The organism is Planomonospora sp. ID67723, from assembly GCF_015711605.1.
Classification (GTDB): Bacteria; Actinomycetota; Actinomycetes; order Streptosporangiales; family Streptosporangiaceae; genus Planomonospora_A.
Genome location: NZ_JABTEZ010000003.1, coordinates 433,709 through 454,012 on the forward strand (window position 1 = coordinate 433,709; position 20,304 = coordinate 454,012).

Genomic DNA, 20,304 nt, shown 5'->3' on the forward strand with positions numbered 1-20,304 from the left:
GCCGTGCCCGCCACCGCTGCCCCGCACCTGGTCGATGTACTGGTCATCGGCGCAGGTCAGGCTGGCCTGGCAGCCGGCTATCACCTGCGTCGCGCCGGGGCCGGTTTCGTCGTCCTGGACGCCCAGGAGGAGCCGGGCGGGGCCTGGCGGCATGCCTGGCCGTCGCTGCGCCTGTTCTCCCCGGCCCAGTACAGTTCGCTGCCGGGCCGGATGATGCCCGTCCCCGAGGGCGGCGGCTATCCGAGCGCGGCCGAGGCGGTCGCCTACCTGGCCGACTACGAGCAGCGCTACGAGCTGCCGGTCATCCGGCCGGTGCGCGTGCGGGCCGTCCGCGACGGCGGCGAACGCCTGGTCGTGGAGACCGACGCCGGAACCTGGCACGCCCGTATCGTGATCAGCGCCACCGGCACCTGGTGGCGGCCGTACGTGCCGCACTGTCCCGGCATCGGCGACTTCGGCGGCCGCCAGCTGCACACCGCCACCTACCCGGGCCCGGAACCCTTCCACGGCATGAGCGCGGTGGTCGTGGGCGGCGGCAACTCCGCCGCGCAGATCCTGGCCGAGCTCTCCACCGTGGCCGCCACCACCTGGACCACCCTGCGCCCGCCCCGGCTGCTGCCCGACGAGATCGACGGCCGGGCGCTGTTCGACCTGGCCACCCGCCGCGCCCGCTCCGCCGACGCGGTGAGCATCTCCGATCTGGGCGACATCGTCGCCACGGCGGCCGTGCGCGAGGCCCGCGACCGGGGCGTTCTCAAGGCCGACCCGATGTTCACCCGCCTCACTCCGACCGGTGTGGCCTGGGCCGACGGAACCGAACTGGCATGTGACGCGATCATCTGGTGCACCGGGTTCCGGCCCGCCCTCGGACACCTGGCCCCGCTGAGGCTCCGCGGCTCCGACGGGGTGATCCCGACCGACGGCACCCGCGCGCTCGGCGAACCCCGCCTGCACCTGCTCGGCTACGGCGACTGGACCGGGCCCGCCTCCGCGACGCTGATCGGCGCCGGTCGCAGCGCCCGCGCGGCCGTCGCCGAGATCGCGCGGCAGCTCACCCCGTACAGGACCTGACTCCGGCTCCCGCCACGCGCGGGAATCCGGGCTCCGGCCCACTCTCGATCATCGCGGTGGCGCGGAGCGAGAGGCGATGGCCGGCTGTGGAGGGAGGGCGCGAATCCTCAGGAGGCCGGAGCCGGCCGCGTGGCGTTCGAGGTCCCGTACCGGTCAGGGCGTCTCGCTCTCGTCCGCAGGCGGTGCCGCACCGGCACCGGCACCGGCACCGGCAGCGGTGGCGGTGGCGGAGGCGGAGGGCAGCGTGAAATGAAACCGCGACCCTCCGCCGGGGTTGTCCTCGACGCCGATCGAGCCGCCGTGCCGTTCGACGATGCGCTTGCAGATGGCCAGGCCGAGCCCGCTGCCGGTGTAGGAGCCGTCCTGGTGCGCCCGGTGGAAGTTCTCGAAGATCACCTCGTGCTGTCCCGGCGGGATGCCGATACCGCGATCGGCGATCTCGGTCCGGATCCACCCCGGTCGCTCGGGCGCGGAGCTGACGGTGATCTCCGGCCGCACCCCCGGGGCGGTGTACTTCACCGCGTTGCCGATCAGGTTGTCCAGCAGCTGGCGCACCAGCGCCCGGTCGGCCCGGACCGTGTCCAGGTCGCCGATGTGGAAGACCGGCTCCCACGCCTGGTCGGGACCCGCCGGGAGATCGCCGCGGGCGGCGGCGATCTCCCGCACGACCCGTCCCAGATCGACCGGGACGGGGATGATCGGCGCGTCCCGGGCGGCGGTGTGGGCCAGCAGGTCCTGGATCAGCTCCCGCATCCGGGCCGAGGCCCGCTGGATACGGCCGATGCTGTCACCCACCCCCCCCGGGACGTCGTCGCCGGCCTCGGCCTCCACCGCGGCGGCCAGGATGTGCATCCAGCCGTCGATGGTGGTCAGGGGGTTGAGCAGGTCGTGGGCCACCACGCCGGCGAAGGCGGTCAGTTCGTCGCGGTGCCGCCGCTCGGCGGTGACGTCGTGGAAGACCACGACCGCCGCGCCGTCGTCCACCGGCAGCCGGGTGGCACTGACGTTGAGCATGCGCTCCTCGGCCATGCCGGGTACCCGCACGAGCACGTCCATGTCGCGCACCTCCTGTCCGGCCAGAGCCAGCCGGTACGGCATCCGCTCCGCCCCGATGGGCGTCCCGTCCGGGTGGAACAGGCGGTGGTCGGCGACGCTGCCCGTGACACCGTCGACACCGAGCAGGCGCCGGGCGGCTGGGTTGCTCATGACGAAACGTCCGTTGGCGTCGATGACGACCAATCCATCACCCATCGACTCGACGATCGCCGACAGCGTCCAGGCCTGCCTGGACGTCTCCCTCTCGGCGGCGGCCAGCTGGCTCACCAGCCGCTCCCGCTCGTCGCGGCTGAGCGCCAGGGCCAGGCCGACCACCGCGATCACCCCGACGAAGACCTGCGCCACGAGCACCCGGGCGGCGGGCGAGTCGACTATGGCGAACGGGCCGCTGTCGTACATGGTGAAGACGATGGCGACCATACCGGTGACGAGGCTGTGCAGCGCCACGATGGCGGTGCTGAATCGTACGGCCGCCCAGACCGTCACCGCGATCAGCAGGAACGCCAACGGCAGATCGTGCCTGATGCCGAACGTCACGAGGTAGGCCACCCCCGATGCCGTCAGCAAGGCGCAGAACTCGATGTTCCGCCAGCCGCCGGCCTGGTCTGCCGCTTCTCGCACCGCCCGCCATGATGAGGCCCGCTGCCGGGCCCGCCGGTCGAGCAGACGCCCCAGGCACAGGCCCAGCGCGGGGATCGCCATCATGTTCACGCTGTTGCGCGCCCACCACGCCATGGCGCTCGGGGCCGACCACTGGCCGGTGATCGTCCCCATGACGGTGGGGACGATCAGCGCGCCGACCGTCGCCCCGGCGGCCGCGGCCGCCAGCAGGCCCCACAGATGCCGCACCCGCTCGAAACCCTCCCACGGGCGGGAGGCCCACAGATCCGGGCAGACCCGCCTGAGCACCTGCAGGAACACCAGCATCTGCGCCAGGTTCACCGCGGTGAAGAAGACGGCGGACGGCAAGGTCGCGCCGGTCAGCATGTTGACGACGATGAAGATCATCGCCATTGCCGACACGTCCAGCCACCGGGACCGCTCGTGCCGCTGCACCAGCAGCCACAGCGCCCCTACTCCGGCCGCCGGCCACACCAGGCCGAGCGTCTCCCCTCCGGCCAGCTCCAGCCGCCCGGCGAACGTCGCGACCAGGTGCAGCACGGCGAACATCGCGGTACGGCGCAGCGCCGTACCCCTGCCGGACATCGGCGGGCCGTCCGCGTGGTCGGGCCCTGGTGATCGGCGCGGGTCCGATGCTGCCGCGCCGATGGCCGGATTCAACCTTGTCACAGGTGTTTCATCCCCCGCAGGCCGCGCGCTATCCGGCCACTGAACCCCGGCGTCCGCAGGCGGGCCGTCCGAGGGCGTCGCGGCGGCCGCACACCGCTCGCCCCGGTACGGTCACCGGCCGGCGACGGTGCTGCGCCGCTCCAGCAGCACGACGTCCCGCCAGACGCCGAGACGGCGCCCGACGCGCTCGCGGGTGCCCACGACCCGGAACCCCAGAGCCCGGTGCAACGCCAGACTGGGGGCGTTCTCCGGGAAGACGCCCGACTGGATCGTCCAGATCCCCGCGTCCTCGGAGGCGGTGATGAAGGCCGCCAGCAGGGCCCGGCCGACGCCGTGGGCCTGGCATCCGGGGTGGACGTAGACGCTGTGCTCGACCACCCCGGCATACACGCACCGGGACGAGACGGGTGAGGCCGCGATCCAGCCGACGACCTCGCCGCCGGCGGTGTCGGCGACCACGTACCGCAGGTGCGGAAGCCTGCTCGAGGTGAAGTCGTCCCAGCTCGGGGCGGTGGTCTCGAAACTGGCCTGGCCGGTGTCCAGGCCCGCCTGGTAGATCGCCAGCACCTGGGCGGCGTCGCCCTCGCGCATCGGGCGGATCTCCAGGCCGGAGCCGGCGGCCCGGGTCACGCCGACCGGGCCGAAGCGGTGCTCGGCGATCTCGTCATGTGCCATCGCAGGCTCCTTCACTCGCAGAGGGGCGGGCCGGGACGGGGGTCCCCATCACCACGTCGGCGGCGGTGGGGAAGCAGCTCACGCACGCCTCGTTGATCCGGTACAGGCTCGCGGTGCCCTGGCGCTCCACCAGGACGAACCGGACCTCGGCCAGGATTTTCAGATGGTGCGAGACCGTGGACTGGCCCACCCCGGAGGCCGCGACGATCTCCCCGACGGTCATGGGCGCCCGCCGGCGGGCCAGCAGCGAGACGAGCTGGATGCGAGTGGCGTCGGCCAGCGCCTTGAACCAGCTCGCGTACTCCTCGGCGGAGGCGCGGTCCAGTGGTTCCGTGTCCTTATTCATCGATAATCGACGATATTCGATGAAGTTGCCGATCGCAACGCCTCACCCCGCGCGAAGCTGTCGACGCCCGGCTCGGGAGTGACGCGGTGAGACGATCCTCGCCGTGTCGCCCGGGAAAGCGGTCCGGGAGGACACCGCTCGGGTACGTTGGGGCCGGTGAAGGATCAGCACGCGAAGGTTGCGCGGCCGGGGCGGGTCCACCGGCCGGGCGGGCGGACGACGCCCGCTCAGGGAGACGCCGCGGGCGGCGGGGTGCCGGGCGCGGGCCGGTCGCGCGGGAAGCCGCTGGCCGCCTCGCTCGTCGGCCTGGCCGTCGCGATCTCCGGTTGCACCGGCGCGCAGAGCGCCGCCTCACCGGCCGCTCCCGGCGCGGTGGTGACGCGGCCGGCTCAGGCGCAGTCGGCTCCGCCGGCGAAGCAGCTCACGCGCCGGGCACCGGCCCCGCCCGCCCCGGACGCGGCGATTCCCAAGGACGCCTCCCGGCTGGCCCGCGCCCTGACCGGCACCACCGCACAACTCCGGCGTGCCATCGACGACTGGGTGCGCGCCGGAGGCCCCGCCGGAGGGCGGCCCCCGGAGCCGGTGGCGCTGCTGGCCCTGCACCAGCAGCGCATCTACCGCTACCTGGCCCGCAACCAGAAGACCGCCTCCCGCACCTACGCCGAACTGCCCAAAGCCCTGGCCGGGCCGGCCAGGGCCAACGTGACGGCCATCCGGGACCTGCTGTCCCTGGCCCACCCCGTCAGCGATCCGGCGAAGTTCCGCGTCAGGCAGCCCGAGCCCGCCGACGCCCTGCTCGGCCACTTCCGGCACGCCGAACGCCGCTTCGGCGTCGACTGGGAGATCCTGGCGGCGGTGATGTTCGTCGAGACCAAGTTCGGCCGTGTGCGCTCGCCCAGCCACACCGGTGCCAAGGGACCGATGCAGTTCATGCCGGGCACCTGGGCGGCCTACGGGATGGGCGGGGACGTCCACGACACCCGCGACGCCATCCTCGCCGCGGCCAACTACCTGCACGCCTCGGGGGCGCCGCGGAACTACCGGCGGGCGCTGTACGCCTACAACCACTCCTGGGCCTACGTCAACGCGGTACGGCTGCACGCGCGTCAGATCAAGCAGGACATCCGCAACTACTACGCCTACTACAACTGGCAGGTGTTCGTGATCACCACTCGGGGCGAGCGCCGCCTGAGCGGCCCCTGACCCCGCGGCGCCACTCCTCGGCACGACCGGTCACCGGGCTTGCCGGTGGCCGGTCGTCGCGTCGACGGGCCGGTGCGGACGGGCCAGGCCTCCCCGCGACGGTGGTGATCTCCAGGCCGGTCCGGGAGGGCGTAGAGTTCCGGGATCATCCGCCTGATCCTCCCCGGGAGCCGCCTTGATCATCGTGTCCGGGAAACTGTACGTGGACCCGGAGGTCCGCGAGGGATACCTGAACGGATGCCTGGGCGTCATCAGACAGGCGCGGACCTCTCCCGGCTGCCTCGACTTCGTGCTCTCGGCCGACCCGGTCGAGCCGGGCCGGATCAACGTGTACGAGCGGTGGGAGTCCGACCTGCACCTGCAGCGCTTCCGCGGTGCGGGTCAGGAGCCCGACCAACTGGCCGAGATCCGCGTCGCGCAGGTGGAGAAGTACCGCATCTCCTCCGTCGAAGCCCCCTGAGGGGCCGGGTACGGCCTCACAGTCCGGCGAGCGCGGCCACGGCGTCCCCGACCGCCTCGGGGTCCTCGCCCGGCACCTCGTGGCCGCTGTCCCCGGCCACCATGAGCCTGCTGCGGGAGGACTTCGCGGCGAGGTCCTGCTGCGCCTTGAGCCACGGCTCGCTCACACCCTTCCCTCGCCGCAGCACCACCAGGGGAAGCTCTCCGAGCGACCCCGTCCTGGCGACCTCCCGCTCCACCGCCTCCAGGTCCAGCCCTTCACGTCCCTGGCGCACGTCCTTCCAGGTGCGCACGCCCAGGGCGGCCAGCAGGCCGTGGCCGGGGTCGACGGTGTCGGCGAGCACCATGCCGGCCACCCGCTCCGGGTGCCGGTCGGCGAAGAGCAGGGCGGGATAGCCGCCGAAGGAGTGCGCCACGAGGATCACCGGCGCCGCGGGGTCGGCGTGGTCGGCGACGGCGGCCAGCTCGGACACCAGGTCGTCGGCCGCGCGCCCGGTTCGTGCGGGGTCGGGGCTCTGCCCGGTTCCCGGCCGGTCGTATCTGCAGGTGCGGTGCTCGTCCGACAGGACCCGCTGGGCGTCGGCCAGGTTCCCGGAGTTCGCGCGGTCGCCGATGCCGTGGACCATGACGACCGCCGGGCTCCCGGTGCCGGTGCACGTGACGCTCTGCCGCACTGCGCCGAGCAGTTCCGGCTCCGGCCCGTTCCGGCCGCACGCCGAGGCGGAGACCACGACGGCCAGGGTGAGGGCGACCATGGGCGCGAACCGGGGCATCGGTCCTCCTGAAGGCTCCGCCTCGCGGGCCGAGGACGGAGTGATCACAGTTTTCCGGACCGGAGGACCCCTCGTCATCGTCGCCGCGGATGAGGCCGCCCTCCACCGGAGGCAGGAGATCCGCCCCGGCGCGTGCGGGGTCTCGCCGATGGGCGGTTACGCCCCTCGCCGGCCCCTGGCGTCCTGCGGCCCGGCCCGCTGTTACGCGGCGTTCCGCCAGGGAGCGGTGTGGAGGAGGTCGTCGACCCGCTGGGCGGGGACGGGAGGCGAGAACAGGTACCCCTGGGCCAGAGGACAGCCCATCTGCTGGAGCATGACGGCCTGCTCGTCCGTTTCCACGCCCTCGACCACGGTGTTCAGGCTCAGACTCGTGGCGAGCTCCACGATCGCCTTGGTGAACGCGCGGGTCCGGCTGTCCGCCTCGGTGAGCGCGCTGGTGAACGAGCGGTCGATCTTGAGGATGTCCACCGGCAGGGTGCGCAGGTAGGACAGGGACGAGTAGCCGGTGCCGAAGTCGTCCAGGGCGATGCGCACGCCGTGCGCGCGCAGCTCGGTCAGGACGTCGATGATGCGCCGGGTCTCCGCCGGGGTGGTGGCCAGCAGCATGCTCTCGGTGATCTCCAGCACCAGCGCCTGCTCGGGCAGGTCGTGGCGGCGCAGGATGGCCAGCGCCGCGTCGCTGAAGCTCTCGTCGCGGAGCTGGCGGCCGGAGACGTTGACGGTGACGGAGATGCCGTGCTGCTCGTGCCAGCGGCGCGCGTCGGCGCAGGCCTGCTCCAGCACCCACAGCCCGATCGGGACGATGAGCCCGGTCTCCTCGGCGATGGGGATGAAGACGTCCGGCCGGACCGGCGTGCCCCCGGTGGGGGTCCAGCGCAGCAGGGCCTCCACGGCGGTGATCTCGCCACCGGTCAGGCCGACGACCGGCTGGTAGTTCAGGGTGAGCTCACGCTGGGCGATGGCGTGGCGCAGGCCGGTGCTCAGCCGGGCGTGCTCCATCCGGGCGTCGCGCAGGCCCGGGTCGAACACGGCGATCCGGTTCTTACCGGCGTTCTTGGCCGCGTACAGCGCCATGTCGGCGTCGCGGAGCGCCTCGGAGGAATCGCTCACCGGGATGCCGGCCAGGACGCCGATGCTGGTGGTGAGGTGGAGCTCGCGCCCGCCGACCCGGTAGGGCGCCTGCAGGGAGTTCAGGATCTGCTGGGCGACGGCGGTCGCGGTGATCTGGTCGGCGCCGGGGAACACCATGGCGAACTCGTCGCCGCCGAGCCGGGCGAGGGTGTGACCGGGATCGGCGATCTCGCGCAGCCGGCGGGCGACCTGGGTGAGGAGCTCGTCGCCGACCGGGTGGCCGAAGGTGTCGTTGACGTCCTTGAAACCGTCCAGGTCGAGCAGGAGCAGGGCGGGCGGGCGGGCGCCGGGGTCGGCCAGGGCGTTCTGCACGGCCTCGGTGAGCACGGAGCGGTTGGCCAGGCCGGTCAGCGGGTCGCGGGAGGCGCGGTGCGCGAGCCTGCGCTGGAGCAACTCCTGCTTGTGCAGTGAGACGGTCAGCTTGGCGGTCTGGGCGATGAGCTGCTCGGCCTGGTCGTCCAGGGCGACGGCGCGGGCCTCGGCCACGCGGGCGACGATGCTGAGCCGCAGCACGAGCAGGGCGGCCAGCGCCACGGTCATCACGATGACCGGCACGTTGTCGTAGGGCCGGTGGCGCTCGTCCGCGCCGAGGAGCAGCGGGGCCAGGCTGGAGATCAGCGGGCTGAGCAGCGCCAGGGCGAGGAAGGTGGTGACCCTCGCCCGGCTGGAGACCGCCGGGGGCTTCACCTCGCGCGTGTTGTTCTCCAGGCTGGGGTGGAGCGCGGCGCAGCCGATCAGGAGCGCCCAGCCCAGCCAGGCGGTCAGGGCCAGCGGCCCGTCCGGCCGTCCGGCCGCCTGGTCGATGAGGTGGCCGGCGTCGCCCACGAGCACGGCTCCGAAGGACGCGCTCAGCAGCATCAGCCAGGGCGCCCGCCCGCTGTCGAAGACCATCCGCGTGACCATCCCGAGCATGAGGAGGTCGATGGCGAAGGTGGTCAGCGCCAGCACGAACTCGGAGCCGCTGGACCCGTCGAGCGCCGGGGCGACGAGGAAGGTCCAGAAGGGCATGGACACGCCGACGGTGATGATGGCGCTGTCGAGCAGCCCGGCCCAGCGCTGGCCGCCGGTCCGCAGCCCGAGCAGCGTCAGCCCGGTCAGCGCCAGGCCGTACGCGACAACGGTGGTGACCTGGTACAGGACGAAGAAGAGCGGGATCTTCAGCCAGAGCCAGCCGACGCCCCAGAACAGCATGCTCTCGACCAAGGAGCACGCGGCGGCGATGATGATCAGCCGCCAGTGCCGCTGGCGGAACAGCTTGTGGCGGCGTGCTCCGAGGAGGATGGCGGCCATCGACACCACCTGCAGGAGGACCAGGGCCACCACGCCCAGCGTGGGGGACACGGCGGTGATCAGCGGAGAGGCGAGGGTCAGCAGGCCGCCGGCGAGGAGGTAGACCAGCCAGCCGTACGGCTTTCGCGCGGGACGGGGCCCGGCGGCCAGGCCTGCTCCAAGGGACGTCTGACTCATGCTCTCCTGCTCGATCCACCGTGCGTCGACATCGGGTGTCACTAGAGGGACCAGCATGAGCCGGGCGCAGTGCGCGGTGCGGTGCCGCCCGGTTGCCGGGGGGTTTCAGCCCTCCCCGGCCGCTCCGGCGGAGGCCCACCGCAGCGCAAGGCGGGTGTGGCGCTTGTCGACGACCAGGGACCGGGAGGGCGCGGGCCCGAAGTGGGCCTCGATCCGCAGGCTGCCGGAGGAGGGGCGGCCCGCTTCCTGCCAGGCCCGCAGGTGGGCGGCGAGATCGGCGGCGAGCCCCGCCCCCTCGGGGCCGTAGGCGTGGACGGCCAGCGGGCCGTTCTCTCCCGCGTACTCCAGCACGCCGAGGCCGCCCCGTTCGACGATGCCGGCGGTCATCGTGTATCCCGGAGCATCCATGGGGGCGGACGGCAACCGTCCCGGCCGGTTCTCGAAGAGCGAGCACCAGCGGGGTTCGTGCACCGCCAGCCAGAGCACGAATCCGTCGAGGAGCTCCATCCGGCTGCCGCTGATCCCGGTGGGAAGCACCGAGGAGGGCCCGTCGAGGACGGCCAGGACGTCGCCGACCTCCCGCGCCTCCGGCAGGGAGATGGTCAGGTCGGAGTCCCGGTCCAGGATGCGGGTCGTCTCGGGCCCGGCGGAGGGACCGCGCAGGCGCATGAACCCGCAGGGCACCACCGAGCGGCTGGCCCAGTGCCCGTCCGCCCGTTCCATCGCCACCGAACGCTGCACCCCGCGCAGGTCCAGCGGGACGACGAGGCGGCCGGAGGGCCCGAGCTGCTCCAGCCAGGCGGGGGCGAGGTCCCACACCCCGACGGTGGCGATCAGCCGGTCGTACGGCGCGCGCTCCGGGAAGCCCCCGAACCCGTCGGCGCAGGCCACGGTCACCTCGGGGAACCCCGCGGCGTCCAGGTGGCGGCGGGCGTGCCCGACCAGGTCGGGGTCGATGTCGACGCTCACGACCTCGCCGCCGGGCCCCGCGAGGAGGGCCAGCAACGCCGCGTTGTAACCCGTCCCGGTCCCGATCTCCAGAATCCGCTGCCCGGGCTCGATGCCGAGCTGGTCCAGCATCACCGCCATGATCGTCGGCTGCGACGAGGAGCTGATCGGCAGGCCGTCCGCGTCACGCCTGGTCACGATCGCGTCGTCGCGGTAGGCCGCCTCCGGCGCGATCTCCGGCAGGAACACGTGCCGGGGCACCGTCCGCAGGGCCTGCGCCACGGCGTCGCTGACCCCGCGCTTTCGTACTTCCTCGACCATGCTCTCGCGCAGTGCGTTCAGATCGGCCATCGTCAGCCTCTCGTCCGGGGTACGGCGGGCCGCCTCCAGTGTCCTCCCCGGAGCCGGGAACGCACATGCCGATCCGCCCCGGGTGGTGGAGGGCGGGGCGCCGCGGAGACGCCCCGCCCTCCACCCGCGACCCTGGGAGCATGGACCGCCGTCCGGCGTTCGGGGGACGAGGCCGGACACCGGTCAACCTAGACGGCGCCCGCGGACACGTCTGTGGAGAAATCCACTCACGGGGAGAACCCCGGGACGGCCCGCCGGCGGCGGGCTCAGCCGGCGGCCCGCTGCTCCCACTCGTCGAGGATCTTCGCCTCCTTCTCCGGGGCGATGCCGTGGTGCAGCCGCGCGCTCCCGAAGGAACGCCGGTCCTCGGGGATCTCCCGCAACCAGGCCCAGGTGTCCCGGACGGTCTCGGCCACCGGGCGGCAGACGAGCCCCGCCGCGCGGGCCTTGGCGGAGGAGGGCCGCCAGACGCCGGCGAACTCCGGGTCGTCCGGGGCCCAGAGCGGCAGCTCGGTCCAGGGCTGGACCTCGCGGTCGAGCAGGAACCGGTCGTCCACCCAGACGAACTCGGCGTCCGACCCCGTCACCGTGCGGCACTCGTCCAGGAAGCCGCCGTAGGTGGAGTTCCCCTCGATCCCGCTGACGAAGAACCGGTCGGCCGTCTCCGCCTCGGCCTGGGAGAGGGTGAAGGAGGCGATGTCACGGGCGTCGACGAGTTGCATCGCGACCTGCGGATCTCCCGGTGCGAGGACCTTCCCGCCCCGGGCCGTCCGGGTCAGCCACCAGGGCAGGCGCCCGACGTTCTCGTGCGGGCCGAGGATGAGGCCCGGCTCGATGATCAGCGCGCTGCCGTCGAACCCCTGTTCCACCGCGCGCTCACAGCCGGCCTTGAGCACGCCGTAGTCACCGTCCTGCGGCCCGGCGTCCGGGGCGCACTCGAACCGGGGGGAGTCCTCGTCCGTCGGGCCCGTCGCGGGCCAGGCGGAGCAGGCCGAGATGCTGGAGATGAAGGCGTAGGTGGCGGCGCGGCCGTTGAGCGCGCGCACCGAGTCGCCGACCACCCGGGGGACGAACCCGCACACGTCGACGACGGCGTCCCACTCCCGGCCGTCCGCGAGCCGGGCCAGATCCTCGCGGGACTCCCGATCACCCCTGACCGCCTCGACCCCGGGCAGGTCCTCGCCGCTCACACCCCGGTTGAAAGTCGTGACCTCATGTCCGCGCCGCAGCGCTTCCTCGACGATCGCCCGGCCGAGGAAGACCGAACCGCCGATTACCAGAGTTCTCATGGCCCTCATCCTTGGATCGCTGCGGGAGCGGGGCCAGGCGGTTTCTCCTATGGCGCAAGCCGTACGCCCAGAGCTGACCGCCGGTGCGGGCCGGTCGGCTCCGGGCGGTCGGCTCCGGGCGGTCGGCTCTGTGCGCCCGGTCCGCACGGTCAGCGCGGGGCGAGGGCGGCCGGAGGCCGGTCGAGGACGTGGACCCGGGCGGCTGCGATGTCGAAGTAGAGGCCGACCAGCTCCAGCCGCCCGGCCCGCACGAGCCGGTCCACCCGGGGGTGGGTCCGGAGGTTCTCCAACTGCTGGATGACGTTGAGCCGGCAGAGGCGGTCGAGCGGGCCGCTGTCGCCGTCGCCGTCGCCGTCGGTGGCGATGAAGCGGGCCAGGCTGTGGTTGCCGTGGCGCAGCCAGCGGTTGAGCGAGGGCAGCTCCTGGGTGGTCTCCCCGCCGCTGAGCAGCGCGGCCATGGCGCCGCAGCCGGAGTGGCCGCAGACGGTGATGGTCCGGACGCCGAGCTCGCCCGTGGCGTACTCGATCGCGGCGGTGACCGAGTCGTCGGAGGGCAGCGCCCCCCGGCGCGGGACGAGGTTGCCGATGTTGCGGACGGTGAACAGGTCGCCGGGGCCGCTTGCGGTGATGAGGTTCGGCACGATCCGGGAGTCGGCGCAGGTGATGAAGAGGTGTGACGGCTGCTGCCTGCGGGCCATGCCGTGCAGCACCGGACGGATCAGCGGGGCGGTGCGGTGGTGGAACTCCCGGGCCCCGGCCAGCAGGTCGGGTACGGCCCCGGTCGTGCTCTGCGGCAGGTGCCCGGCCGGCGCGGAGGCCGAGGCGGAGACGGAGGCGGGAGCGTGCCTGCGGCGCCGCCGGTGGGACCAGGGCAGCCACCAGTGGTCCGGAGGACGCGGCGGGGTCTTGGCCGGGAGCATCCGGGCGCCGCTGGCGGCCATGGCGTACCACTCGTCGTGGATCTCGTCGATGTTGACCGTCCCGCCGCCGCGCTCGTGCTCCTGCCGCCAGGCGTGAATGGCCTCGAAGGCCGCGTTGTCCATGAAGTCGATGTTCAGGTCCAGGTCCACGTCGGCCCCGGCCGGTACGGCGTGCAGCTCCGCGGTGAGCCGGGGCACGCCGAGGAAGGTCAGAGAGCCGTCGATCAGCACGTGCCAGCGGCGCCCGCACGGCTCCGCCTGGACGTGCACGTTCACCCCTGTGAGGCGGCGCAGCGCGAGCAGCGCGGCGAGGCCGAGGCCGAACAGGACGCCCTCGGCCAGGCCGAGCAGGACCACGCCCGTCAGGGTGACGAGGTAGACCGGTACCTCGCCGTGGCCCCGCAGGTTCCGGACGTGCGCGACGTTGACCATCTGCACCCCGGTGAAGACCAGCAGCGCGGCCAGCGACTCCATCGGGATGAAGGCGATCGTCCAGCCCAGGCCCACCGCGAACAGCAGGATCCAGACGCCGTGCAGGATCGTGGACCAGCGGCTGCGCGCCCCCGCCCGGACGTTGGTGGTGCTGCGCACGATGACCCCGGCCACGGGAAGGCCGCCCAGCGCGCCGGTCACCATGTTGGCCGCACCCTGGGCGGTGAGTTCCCTGTCCAGGTTGGCGCGCGGGCCGTCGTGCAGCTTGTCGGTCGCCACCGAGCAGAGCAGGGACTCCACCCCGGCGAGCAGGGCGACGAGCACGATCGCCGCGACGATCCCGTGCCAGTCGCCCTGCGGCCAGACCGGGGTCGACCACTCGCCCAGGCTCACCGACAGGTCGACCCGCGTGACGTCCCAGCCCAGGGCCCAGGCGGTCACCGCGGCGGCGAGGAGGGCCCCCAGCGGGGCGGGGACCACCCGCAGCCGCTGCGGCAGCCGGGTCCAGGCGGCCAGGACCGCGATGGTCAGCAGGCCGGTGAGCACGGCGTGGCCGTGGTTGTCGGCGATCTGCCGGGGGAGCTCGGCCAGGTTGTCGATCGCGGAGGCCTGCGGGCTGCCGCCGAGGACCACGTGCAACTGGGAAAGGGCGATCGCCACGCCGACGCCGGCGAGCATGCCGTGCACCACCGCGGGAGAGGCGGCGAGTGCCGCCCTGGCGACCCGGAACACTCCCAGCACCACCTGAAGGGCGCCCGCCAGCAAGGTGATCATGCAGGTGGCCCGCCAGCCGTACCGTGACACGAGTTCGGCGACCACCAGCGCGAGCCCCGCGGCGGGGCCGCTGACCTGGACGGCCGAACCGCCCAGGAAGCCCGCGACCACCGCGCCCACCACGCCGGCGATGAGACCGGCCGCCAGAGGTGCTCCCGAGGCGACGGCGATGCCCAGCGAGAGGGGCACCGCCACCAGGAAGACCACCAGGGAGGCGGGTAGGTCGTGCCGTAGCACGGAGGTGATGACACTTACTGTAAGACGTTCGTCACTCTTCGTGTCCATCCCCATGGGGCAGACCTTATGCCGCCGACCCCTCGTCGATTAAGGGGTCGGCGGCGAACTTTACAGAGCGCGGGGGAAATTAGCGGTAATAGTCGGGGTAGTCCGGTTCTTGGTTGCGGTGGTGGCTGCCCCGGGAGCCGGCGTGGCTCCGCCCGTCGGAGGCGTTCTCCGAGTCCGTGCCGTAGAGATCGCCGTAGCTGGGCCAGTTGCCGTTCCCGTTCGGGGCCGCAGCGGGAGCAGGGGCGGGGGCGGGCTCGGGCCAGGCGGCCGGGGCCGCGGGGGTCGCCGGTGAGACGTACGAACCGCTCTCGTAGCCGTAGCCGCCGCCCGCGCCGGAGGAGGAGGGAATGTCCACCGCAGGCCGGTCGTAGGGGGAGACGGCCCGTGAGGGGCTCGTCGAGACCGCCGGGGACGGGCCGGTGAGCGCGTCGTCCTCGATGGTCGCCCAGCCGGAGCTCACCTCGTAGGAGCCGGAGGCCGGGGCGCTGTAGACCGGGGTCTGGTACGAGTCGTAGGACGGCGTGGGGTCGTCCAGGATGTCGGCCGTGTTCACGGCCGCCCAGCCGCCGGAGCCCGGGGTGGTGGCCTGCGCCCAGGGGTTGTCGGCGGTGGGCCGCTGCGGTTCGGGTATGGAGCCGTACGGCGCCGCCAGCGGGTCCGCGCCCTGCGCCGTGGCCGGCGTCGTGACGGGGAACCCTCCGCTGGTCGTGGGACCCATGGGGGGCAGCGCGGGTCCGAGCGCGCCGGAAGCGGCCGATCCGCTGGAGGCGGGGGAACCGGCGGCGTGGGGATAGGAGCCGCCCAGCGGGTCGTTCAGCGGGTCGGGGCGCGAGGGACCGCCGCTGCCCGCCGGGCCCGGAACACCCAGGGGGTTCGCGGTGCTCTGGGGGCTCGGGGCGTTCGACGCGGAGGTGCGGCCGCTCCGCCGGGAGCTTCGTGGCGTGCGGCTCTCGCCGAAGGCGCCCGGGGTGGGCGCGGCGAAGGTGACCGTCTTCTGCTCGGCCAGCGCGGCGGCGGAGGGAGCGGGGTTCGGCTGGACCGGCCCGACCAGGTCGGCCAGGCCCGAGGGCAGCGAGGCCGAGGCGGCGGCGGGCAGGGGGGAGGACGCGGGGGCGGGGGCCGGGGCGGGGCGGGGCGGCTGCGGCCTGCTCGGCAGCGGAGCCTGCACGGTCACCGCGTCCGGGTCGGCCTGGGGCCGGGCGTCCTGGTCCACGGGACGGCTCGCGCCCATCTTGGCGGCCAAGGACCCTCCGAAACCGCCCTCGTCCGCCTGGAGCCGCGTCCAGTAGTCGTCGTCGTAGTCGTCCGGCTCGCCGAACTCGTTCACGCCGCGCTTGCCGCGGGCGCCGGACGGCCGCGGCGGGCGCGGCTTGGGCTCGTCGAACGGCGAGAGGTCGGGCGTGAAATGGTCCATCTTGGGTTCCCTGGCGGCGAACTCGTCAGTGGACCGGGTAGGCGTGGACGCCTCCTTCTCGGCCATCTCGCGCAGCCGCTCCGCGGGAAGCGCGCTCTCCCTGCGGTTCATCGACCGCATCCCCAGTGCCACGACGACGAGCACGAGGAGCACGACGGCGACCAGGCTTACTATGACCGCGGTCATTGCACCACCTTCAAGGCCATGGCCTCCCAGCGGCGCCGGTGAGGTCGCGCGGCCATCGACGCGACCTGCCCCCTGTGATCACCTGCGCTCGGACATTGGATCTGATTGTGTCGGACCACTATGAGCGTTGTCACACCCTAAGTGAAGAATCGGTAACCATTACTACCTCCGGTGTTTACCTTGTCACTCGATGTGTGTCGCGGTAAGCCGTCCCCAGGCGATCGTCTTGTCCGCGATGCTCCTCAAGGTCTCGGAGAGGGGGGCGCCCTTGCCGAGATCGACTCTCTCCTTGAGTGCGTAGACAGTGAAACGATAGTTCTCCTGGCGGCGGCACGGAGGCGTATAGCCCACTTTGCCGTTGGTAACGCTGCCCTCCACGGCTCCCACCGGCACCATGCCCTCGGCCAGCTCGCTGGTGCGCGGGTCGATGTCGAACACGACCCAGTGCACTTCGGGGCCGGTGCCGGCGTTGTTGTTGTCGGCCACGATCGCGACGGACTTGGCGTCGTCCGGCACCCGGGACCAGCGCAGCGGCGGGTTCCCCATCGTGCCGTGGCAGGAGTAGTCGGACGGCAGGGGGCTGCCGTCCCGCAGCGTGGGGCTCGTGACGCTGAGTGGTTCCAGTTGGAGCCGCTCGGCCGAGGCCGTGCCGCTCACCAGCCCGCAGCCGGAGGAGACGACGACGAGCGCCGCGGCGGCCACCGCTGCGGCGGTGCGTCGCGGGCGCGTAGACGTGTTCGACTGCCCCATGCCGGATGATGCTACGCGGATCTGGAAGGTGCGCCGACCGGATCCTGAGCTTCCATGGCATGACAATAGCCGCGAATCGGACAGAATCGAGAGATGGGCGGGGTGAGGTTGCACACGGAGACCGGTTTCGCCGTCCTCGGCCCCTTGGAGATCCAGCGGGGCGGTGAGAAGGCGGAGATCGCCGGGCAGCGGCTGAGAGCCCTCCTCGGCCTGCTCCTCCTCGACGCGGGCAGGCCCGTGCCGCTCGACCGGCTGGTCTCGGGGGTGTGGGGGGACCGTCCGCCGGCCGCGGCGGGAAACGCCCTGCAGGCCCTGGTCTCGCGCCTGCGCGCCGTCCTGGGCGACCAGCGGGCCATGGTCGAGGCCACCGCGACCGGTTACCGGCTGGCCGTCGATCCCGACCTGGTGGACGCCCACAGATTCGCCCGGCTGGCCGCCGAGGGCCGGCAGGCCCTCGGCGCGGGCCTGCCGGCCGAGGCCGCGGGCACGCTACGGGCCGCGCTGGAGCTCTGGCGCGGCCCTGCCCTGGCCGACCTGGCCGGGAACGAGGCCGTCGCCGCCGAGCTCACCCGGCTGGACACGCTCCGGCTGGACGCGCTGGAGGACCGGATCGAGGCCGACCTGCTGCTCGGCCGGGGCGCCGAGGTGGCCGCGGAACTACCCGCGCTGATCGCCGCCCACCCGCTGCGGGAGCGGCTGCGCGGCCAGCTCATGCGCGCCCTGTACGGCTCGGGCCGCCAGGTCGAGGCGCTGGCCGCCTTCGAGGAGGCCCGCGCCGCCTTCGCCGAGGAACTGGGGGCGGACCCCTCGCCCGCGCTGACCGGGCTCCACCTGGCGATGCTCCGCCGCGACTGGTCGGAGACCGCGGTACGGCCCGCGCCCCAATCCCGCGTCCCGGACCGGACGGCCCCATCTCCGCCCGGCGTCCCCGGGGGCCCGCGGGCGCCGCTCCCGTCCCCGGTTGCGGTTGCCGCCCCGGGCCGCGCCTCACAGGCCGCGCGGGTCCCGCCGCCCGGCAACCTGCCGGCGCGGCTCACCAGCTTCGTCGGCCGGGAGCACGAGGTGGCCCGCGTGGCGGAGCTGCTCGCCGGGCACCGGCTGGTCACCCTGCTCGGCCCCGGCGGCGCGGGCAAGACCCGGCTGGCGGTCGAGTCGGCGGAGGCGGTCGCCGACCGGATGCCCGGCGGGGTGTGGCTGGCTGAGCTGGCCGCGGTGGCCGAGCCGTCCGAGGTGCCGCAGGCCGTGTTCTCGGCCCTGGAACTGCATGACAGCGTCCCGGCGGGGCCGCCGGGGACCTTCCCTGTCCCCCCGGCCCGCGACCCGCTCTCCCGCCTGGTCTCGGCCCTGGCCGGGAAGCGGCTGCTGATCGTCCTGGACAACTGCGAGCATCTGGTCGAGGCGGTGGCGGTGCTCGCCGACCGGGTGCTGTCGAGCTGCCCGGAGGCGCGGATCCTGGCCACCAGCCGCGAGCCCCTGGCCATCACGGGCGAGCTGACCTGGCCGGTGCCGCCGCTGGCGCTCCCGCCGTCCGGGGGCGACCCGGACGAGGCCCTGGGCTACCCGGCCGTCCGGCTGTTCGCCGAGCGCGCCGCGGCGGTCCGTCCCGGCTACCGGCCCGCCGCCGAGGCCGGGGCGGTGGTGCGGATCTGCCGCGAGCTCGACGGGATGCCGCTCGCGATCGAGCTGGCCGCCGCCCGGCTCCGGTCCCTGTCGGCCGAGCAGATCGCCGCCCGTCTCGACGACCGGTTCCGGCTGCTGACCGGCGGGAGCCGTACGGCGCTGCCCCGCCACCAGACGCTCCGCGCGGTGGTGGAGTGGAGCTGGGACCTGCTGGACGATCAGGAACGCACGCTGGCGGGCCGCCTGTCGGTCTTCGCCGGAGGCGTCACGCTCGACGCCGCCGAGCAGGTCTGCTCCGGCGCGGGGCTGGACCGGGCCGACGTGCTCGACATGCTGGCCCGGCTGGTGGACAAGTCGCTGGTGACGACCGCCGAGGACGGGACCGCGCCCCGCTACCGGATGCTGGAGACCATCCGTGCCTACGCCGCCGAGCGGCTGGCCGAGTCGGGCGAGCGGGAACGGGTGCGGCTGGCGCACGCGGAGTTCTTCACGGAGCTGGCCGAGGCGGCCGAGCCGGGCCTGCGCGACCACCGGCAGGCCGCCTCCGTCGCCGAGATGTCCCGCGAGCACGACAACCTGTCGGCGGCGCTGCGCCGGACCGTCGAGGCGGCCCGGTTCGACCTGGCGTTGCGGCTGGTCGGCGCGCTCGGCTGGTACTGGTGGCTGCGTAGTTACCGGATCGAGGGCGCGCACCGCGCCCGCGAGGTGCTCGGCCTGGTGGACGGAGCCCTGGCGGCGGGAGAGCGGGTGGACGGCGCCGGCGCCGGGCCGCTCACCCTCGCCCGGGTCGCCTACGGCGTCAACGCGGTCGGGGCGGGGATCGAGCTGGACGCGGCGCGGGACCAGCTGACCGAGGCGGTACGGCTGGCGCGCGCGCAGATCCCGCCGCCCTGGCACCCCCTGGTCGTGACGGCGGGCCCGGTCGGCGCGCTCTTCGCCGGCCTCCCCGCGGACGGCGGACGCTATCTCGACGAGATGTTCGCCCACCCCGATCCCTGGGTGACGGCCCTGGCCCACCTGTTCCTCGGGTACGACCACCTCAACGGGGGCCGGGTGGACGGCTGCGAGAGCGAGGTGGGGATCGCGCTGGCCGGGTTCCGGGAGCTCGGGGAGCGCTGGGGGACCGGCACCGCGCTGGCCGCGCTGGCGGAGGTGGACTTCCTGCACGGTGAGTTCCGGCAGGGGATGGACCGGGTGCTGGAGGCCACCGCGGTCATGGAGGAGCTCGGGGCGGCCGACGAGGTCGCCTACCTGCGCGGCCGGCTCGCCGTGGGGCTGAACCTGCTGGGAGAGCGGGCGACGGCGCGGGAACTGCTGGACGAGTCGCTGCGCAACGCCCTCAGGAACGGGGACATGGTCGCCGCGGTGAGCTTCCTCGCCGCCCGGGGGGACTTCGCCCGCGAGGCCGGGGAGTTCACCGAGGCGCGGCGGTACTACGCCGACGCGCTGCAGGTGGTGGACTCCGAGCCCAGCATGCCGGTCCAGATCAGGGCGGCGGTGAACGCCTCGCTCGGTCTCCTGGCCGCGCAGGAGGGCGACCTGTCCCGCGCCGGGCGGCTGCTCGGCGCCGCGCTGGAGCAGGCGGCGGGCTCGACCGACGCGCCGGTGCTCGGCCTGGTGCTGATCGGCTGCGCCGGACTGGTGCTCGCCGAGGGCGACCCCGCCAGGGCGGCCACCCTGCTCGGCGGGGCCGCGATGATCCGGGGCATCGACGCGGTGGTCGACTTCGACCATGTGCGGATCACCGAGCGCACGAAGGACGCGCTCGGCGGGGAGGAGTTCGCCCGGTGCTACGAGGGCGGACGCGGACTCTCCCGTGAGGACCTCGTCGTCCTGGCGGGATAGCCCCGCCGGGACGGCACGG

14 protein-coding genes are annotated in these 20,304 nt (G+C 73.6%); 4 read left to right on the plus strand and 10 right to left on the minus strand.

Features of this window, described 5'->3' with window-relative positions:
• Positions 1 to 3 precede the first annotated feature (3 nt).
• Positions 4 to 1,071, plus strand: coding sequence for an ArsO family NAD(P)H-dependent flavin-containing monooxygenase (locus HS041_RS23710; RefSeq protein WP_196443006.1), 1,068 nt, complete (start codon positions 4 to 6; stop codon positions 1,069 to 1,071).
• A gap of 153 nt (positions 1,072 to 1,224) precedes the next feature.
• Here the strand turns inward: HS041_RS23710 and HS041_RS23715 are convergent, their stop codons facing one another.
• The 3 genes from HS041_RS23715 to HS041_RS23725 all read right to left on the minus strand — a co-directional run bounded on the left by HS041_RS23715 (position 1,225) and on the right by HS041_RS23725 (position 4,438).
• On the minus strand, positions 1,225 to 3,333 hold the full coding sequence (locus HS041_RS23715; RefSeq protein WP_196443007.1) for a sensor histidine kinase: 2,109 nt from the start codon (positions 3,331 to 3,333) through the stop codon (positions 1,225 to 1,227).
• Between the two features lie 195 nt (positions 3,334 to 3,528).
• On the minus strand, positions 3,529 to 4,092 hold the full coding sequence (locus tag HS041_RS23720) for a GNAT family N-acetyltransferase (RefSeq protein ID WP_230879570.1): 564 nt from the start codon (positions 4,090 to 4,092) through the stop codon (positions 3,529 to 3,531).
• Positions 4,082 to 4,438, minus strand: a complete 357-nt coding sequence (locus HS041_RS23725) for an ArsR/SmtB family transcription factor (RefSeq protein WP_196443008.1) — start codon at positions 4,436 to 4,438, stop codon at positions 4,082 to 4,084. Before HS041_RS23725 ends, HS041_RS23720 begins: the two co-directional genes overlap by 11 nt.
• A 156-nt stretch (positions 4,439 to 4,594) precedes the next feature.
• Between HS041_RS23725 and HS041_RS39450 the strand changes: the two genes are divergently transcribed.
• Together HS041_RS39450 and HS041_RS23735 are read left to right on the plus strand one after the other, a co-directional pair.
• The gene (locus tag HS041_RS39450; RefSeq protein WP_196443009.1) at positions 4,595 to 5,641 is read left to right on the plus strand and encodes a lytic transglycosylase domain-containing protein; all 1,047 of its coding nucleotides are present in this window, start codon (positions 4,595 to 4,597) and stop codon (positions 5,639 to 5,641) included.
• Between the two features lie 184 nt (positions 5,642 to 5,825).
• Entirely contained in the window at positions 5,826 to 6,101 is a 276-nt protein-coding gene (locus tag HS041_RS23735) for a putative quinol monooxygenase (RefSeq protein WP_307845482.1), read from the plus strand.
• Positions 6,102 to 6,117: 16 nt separating this feature from the next.
• On the opposite strand, the gene HS041_RS23740 is transcribed toward HS041_RS23735, so the two are convergent.
• The 7 genes from HS041_RS23740 to HS041_RS23770 form a co-directional block, all read right to left on the minus strand.
• The gene (locus HS041_RS23740; RefSeq protein WP_196443011.1) at positions 6,118 to 6,873 is read right to left on the minus strand and encodes an alpha/beta fold hydrolase; all 756 of its coding nucleotides are present in this window, start codon (positions 6,871 to 6,873) and stop codon (positions 6,118 to 6,120) included.
• Between the two features lie 201 nt (positions 6,874 to 7,074).
• Complete coding sequence (locus tag HS041_RS23745) at positions 7,075 to 9,471, minus strand: putative bifunctional diguanylate cyclase/phosphodiesterase (protein ID WP_196443012.1); 2,397 nt, start codon at positions 9,469 to 9,471, stop codon at positions 7,075 to 7,077.
• Between the two features lie 105 nt (positions 9,472 to 9,576).
• Complete coding sequence (gene fxlM / locus HS041_RS23750) at positions 9,577 to 10,770, minus strand: methyltransferase, FxLD system (protein WP_196443013.1); 1,194 nt, start codon at positions 10,768 to 10,770, stop codon at positions 9,577 to 9,579.
• A gap of 266 nt (positions 10,771 to 11,036) precedes the next feature.
• The gene (locus tag HS041_RS23755; RefSeq protein WP_196443014.1) at positions 11,037 to 12,059 is read right to left on the minus strand and encodes an NAD-dependent epimerase/dehydratase family protein; all 1,023 of its coding nucleotides are present in this window, start codon (positions 12,057 to 12,059) and stop codon (positions 11,037 to 11,039) included.
• A 149-nt stretch (positions 12,060 to 12,208) separates the two neighbouring features.
• Positions 12,209 to 14,476 (minus strand): SulP family inorganic anion transporter, encoded by a 2,268-nt coding sequence (locus HS041_RS23760; RefSeq protein WP_196443015.1) that lies wholly within the window; start codon positions 14,474 to 14,476, stop codon positions 12,209 to 12,211.
• 73 nt (positions 14,477 to 14,549) lie between these two features.
• A complete protein-coding gene (locus HS041_RS23765) occupies positions 14,550 to 16,070 on the minus strand; it encodes a hypothetical protein (RefSeq protein WP_196443016.1) in 1,521 nt (506 codons plus the stop codon).
• A 183-nt stretch (positions 16,071 to 16,253) separates the two neighbouring features.
• Complete coding sequence (locus HS041_RS23770) at positions 16,254 to 16,820, minus strand: YbhB/YbcL family Raf kinase inhibitor-like protein (protein WP_196443017.1); 567 nt, start codon at positions 16,818 to 16,820, stop codon at positions 16,254 to 16,256.
• A gap of 102 nt (positions 16,821 to 16,922) precedes the next feature.
• On the opposite strand from HS041_RS23770, the gene HS041_RS23775 reads away from it, so the two are divergent.
• The gene (locus tag HS041_RS23775; RefSeq protein WP_307845434.1) at positions 16,923 to 20,285 is read left to right on the plus strand and encodes an AfsR/SARP family transcriptional regulator; all 3,363 of its coding nucleotides are present in this window, start codon (positions 16,923 to 16,925) and stop codon (positions 20,283 to 20,285) included.
• The last annotated feature ends 19 nt before the right edge of the window (positions 20,286 to 20,304 follow it).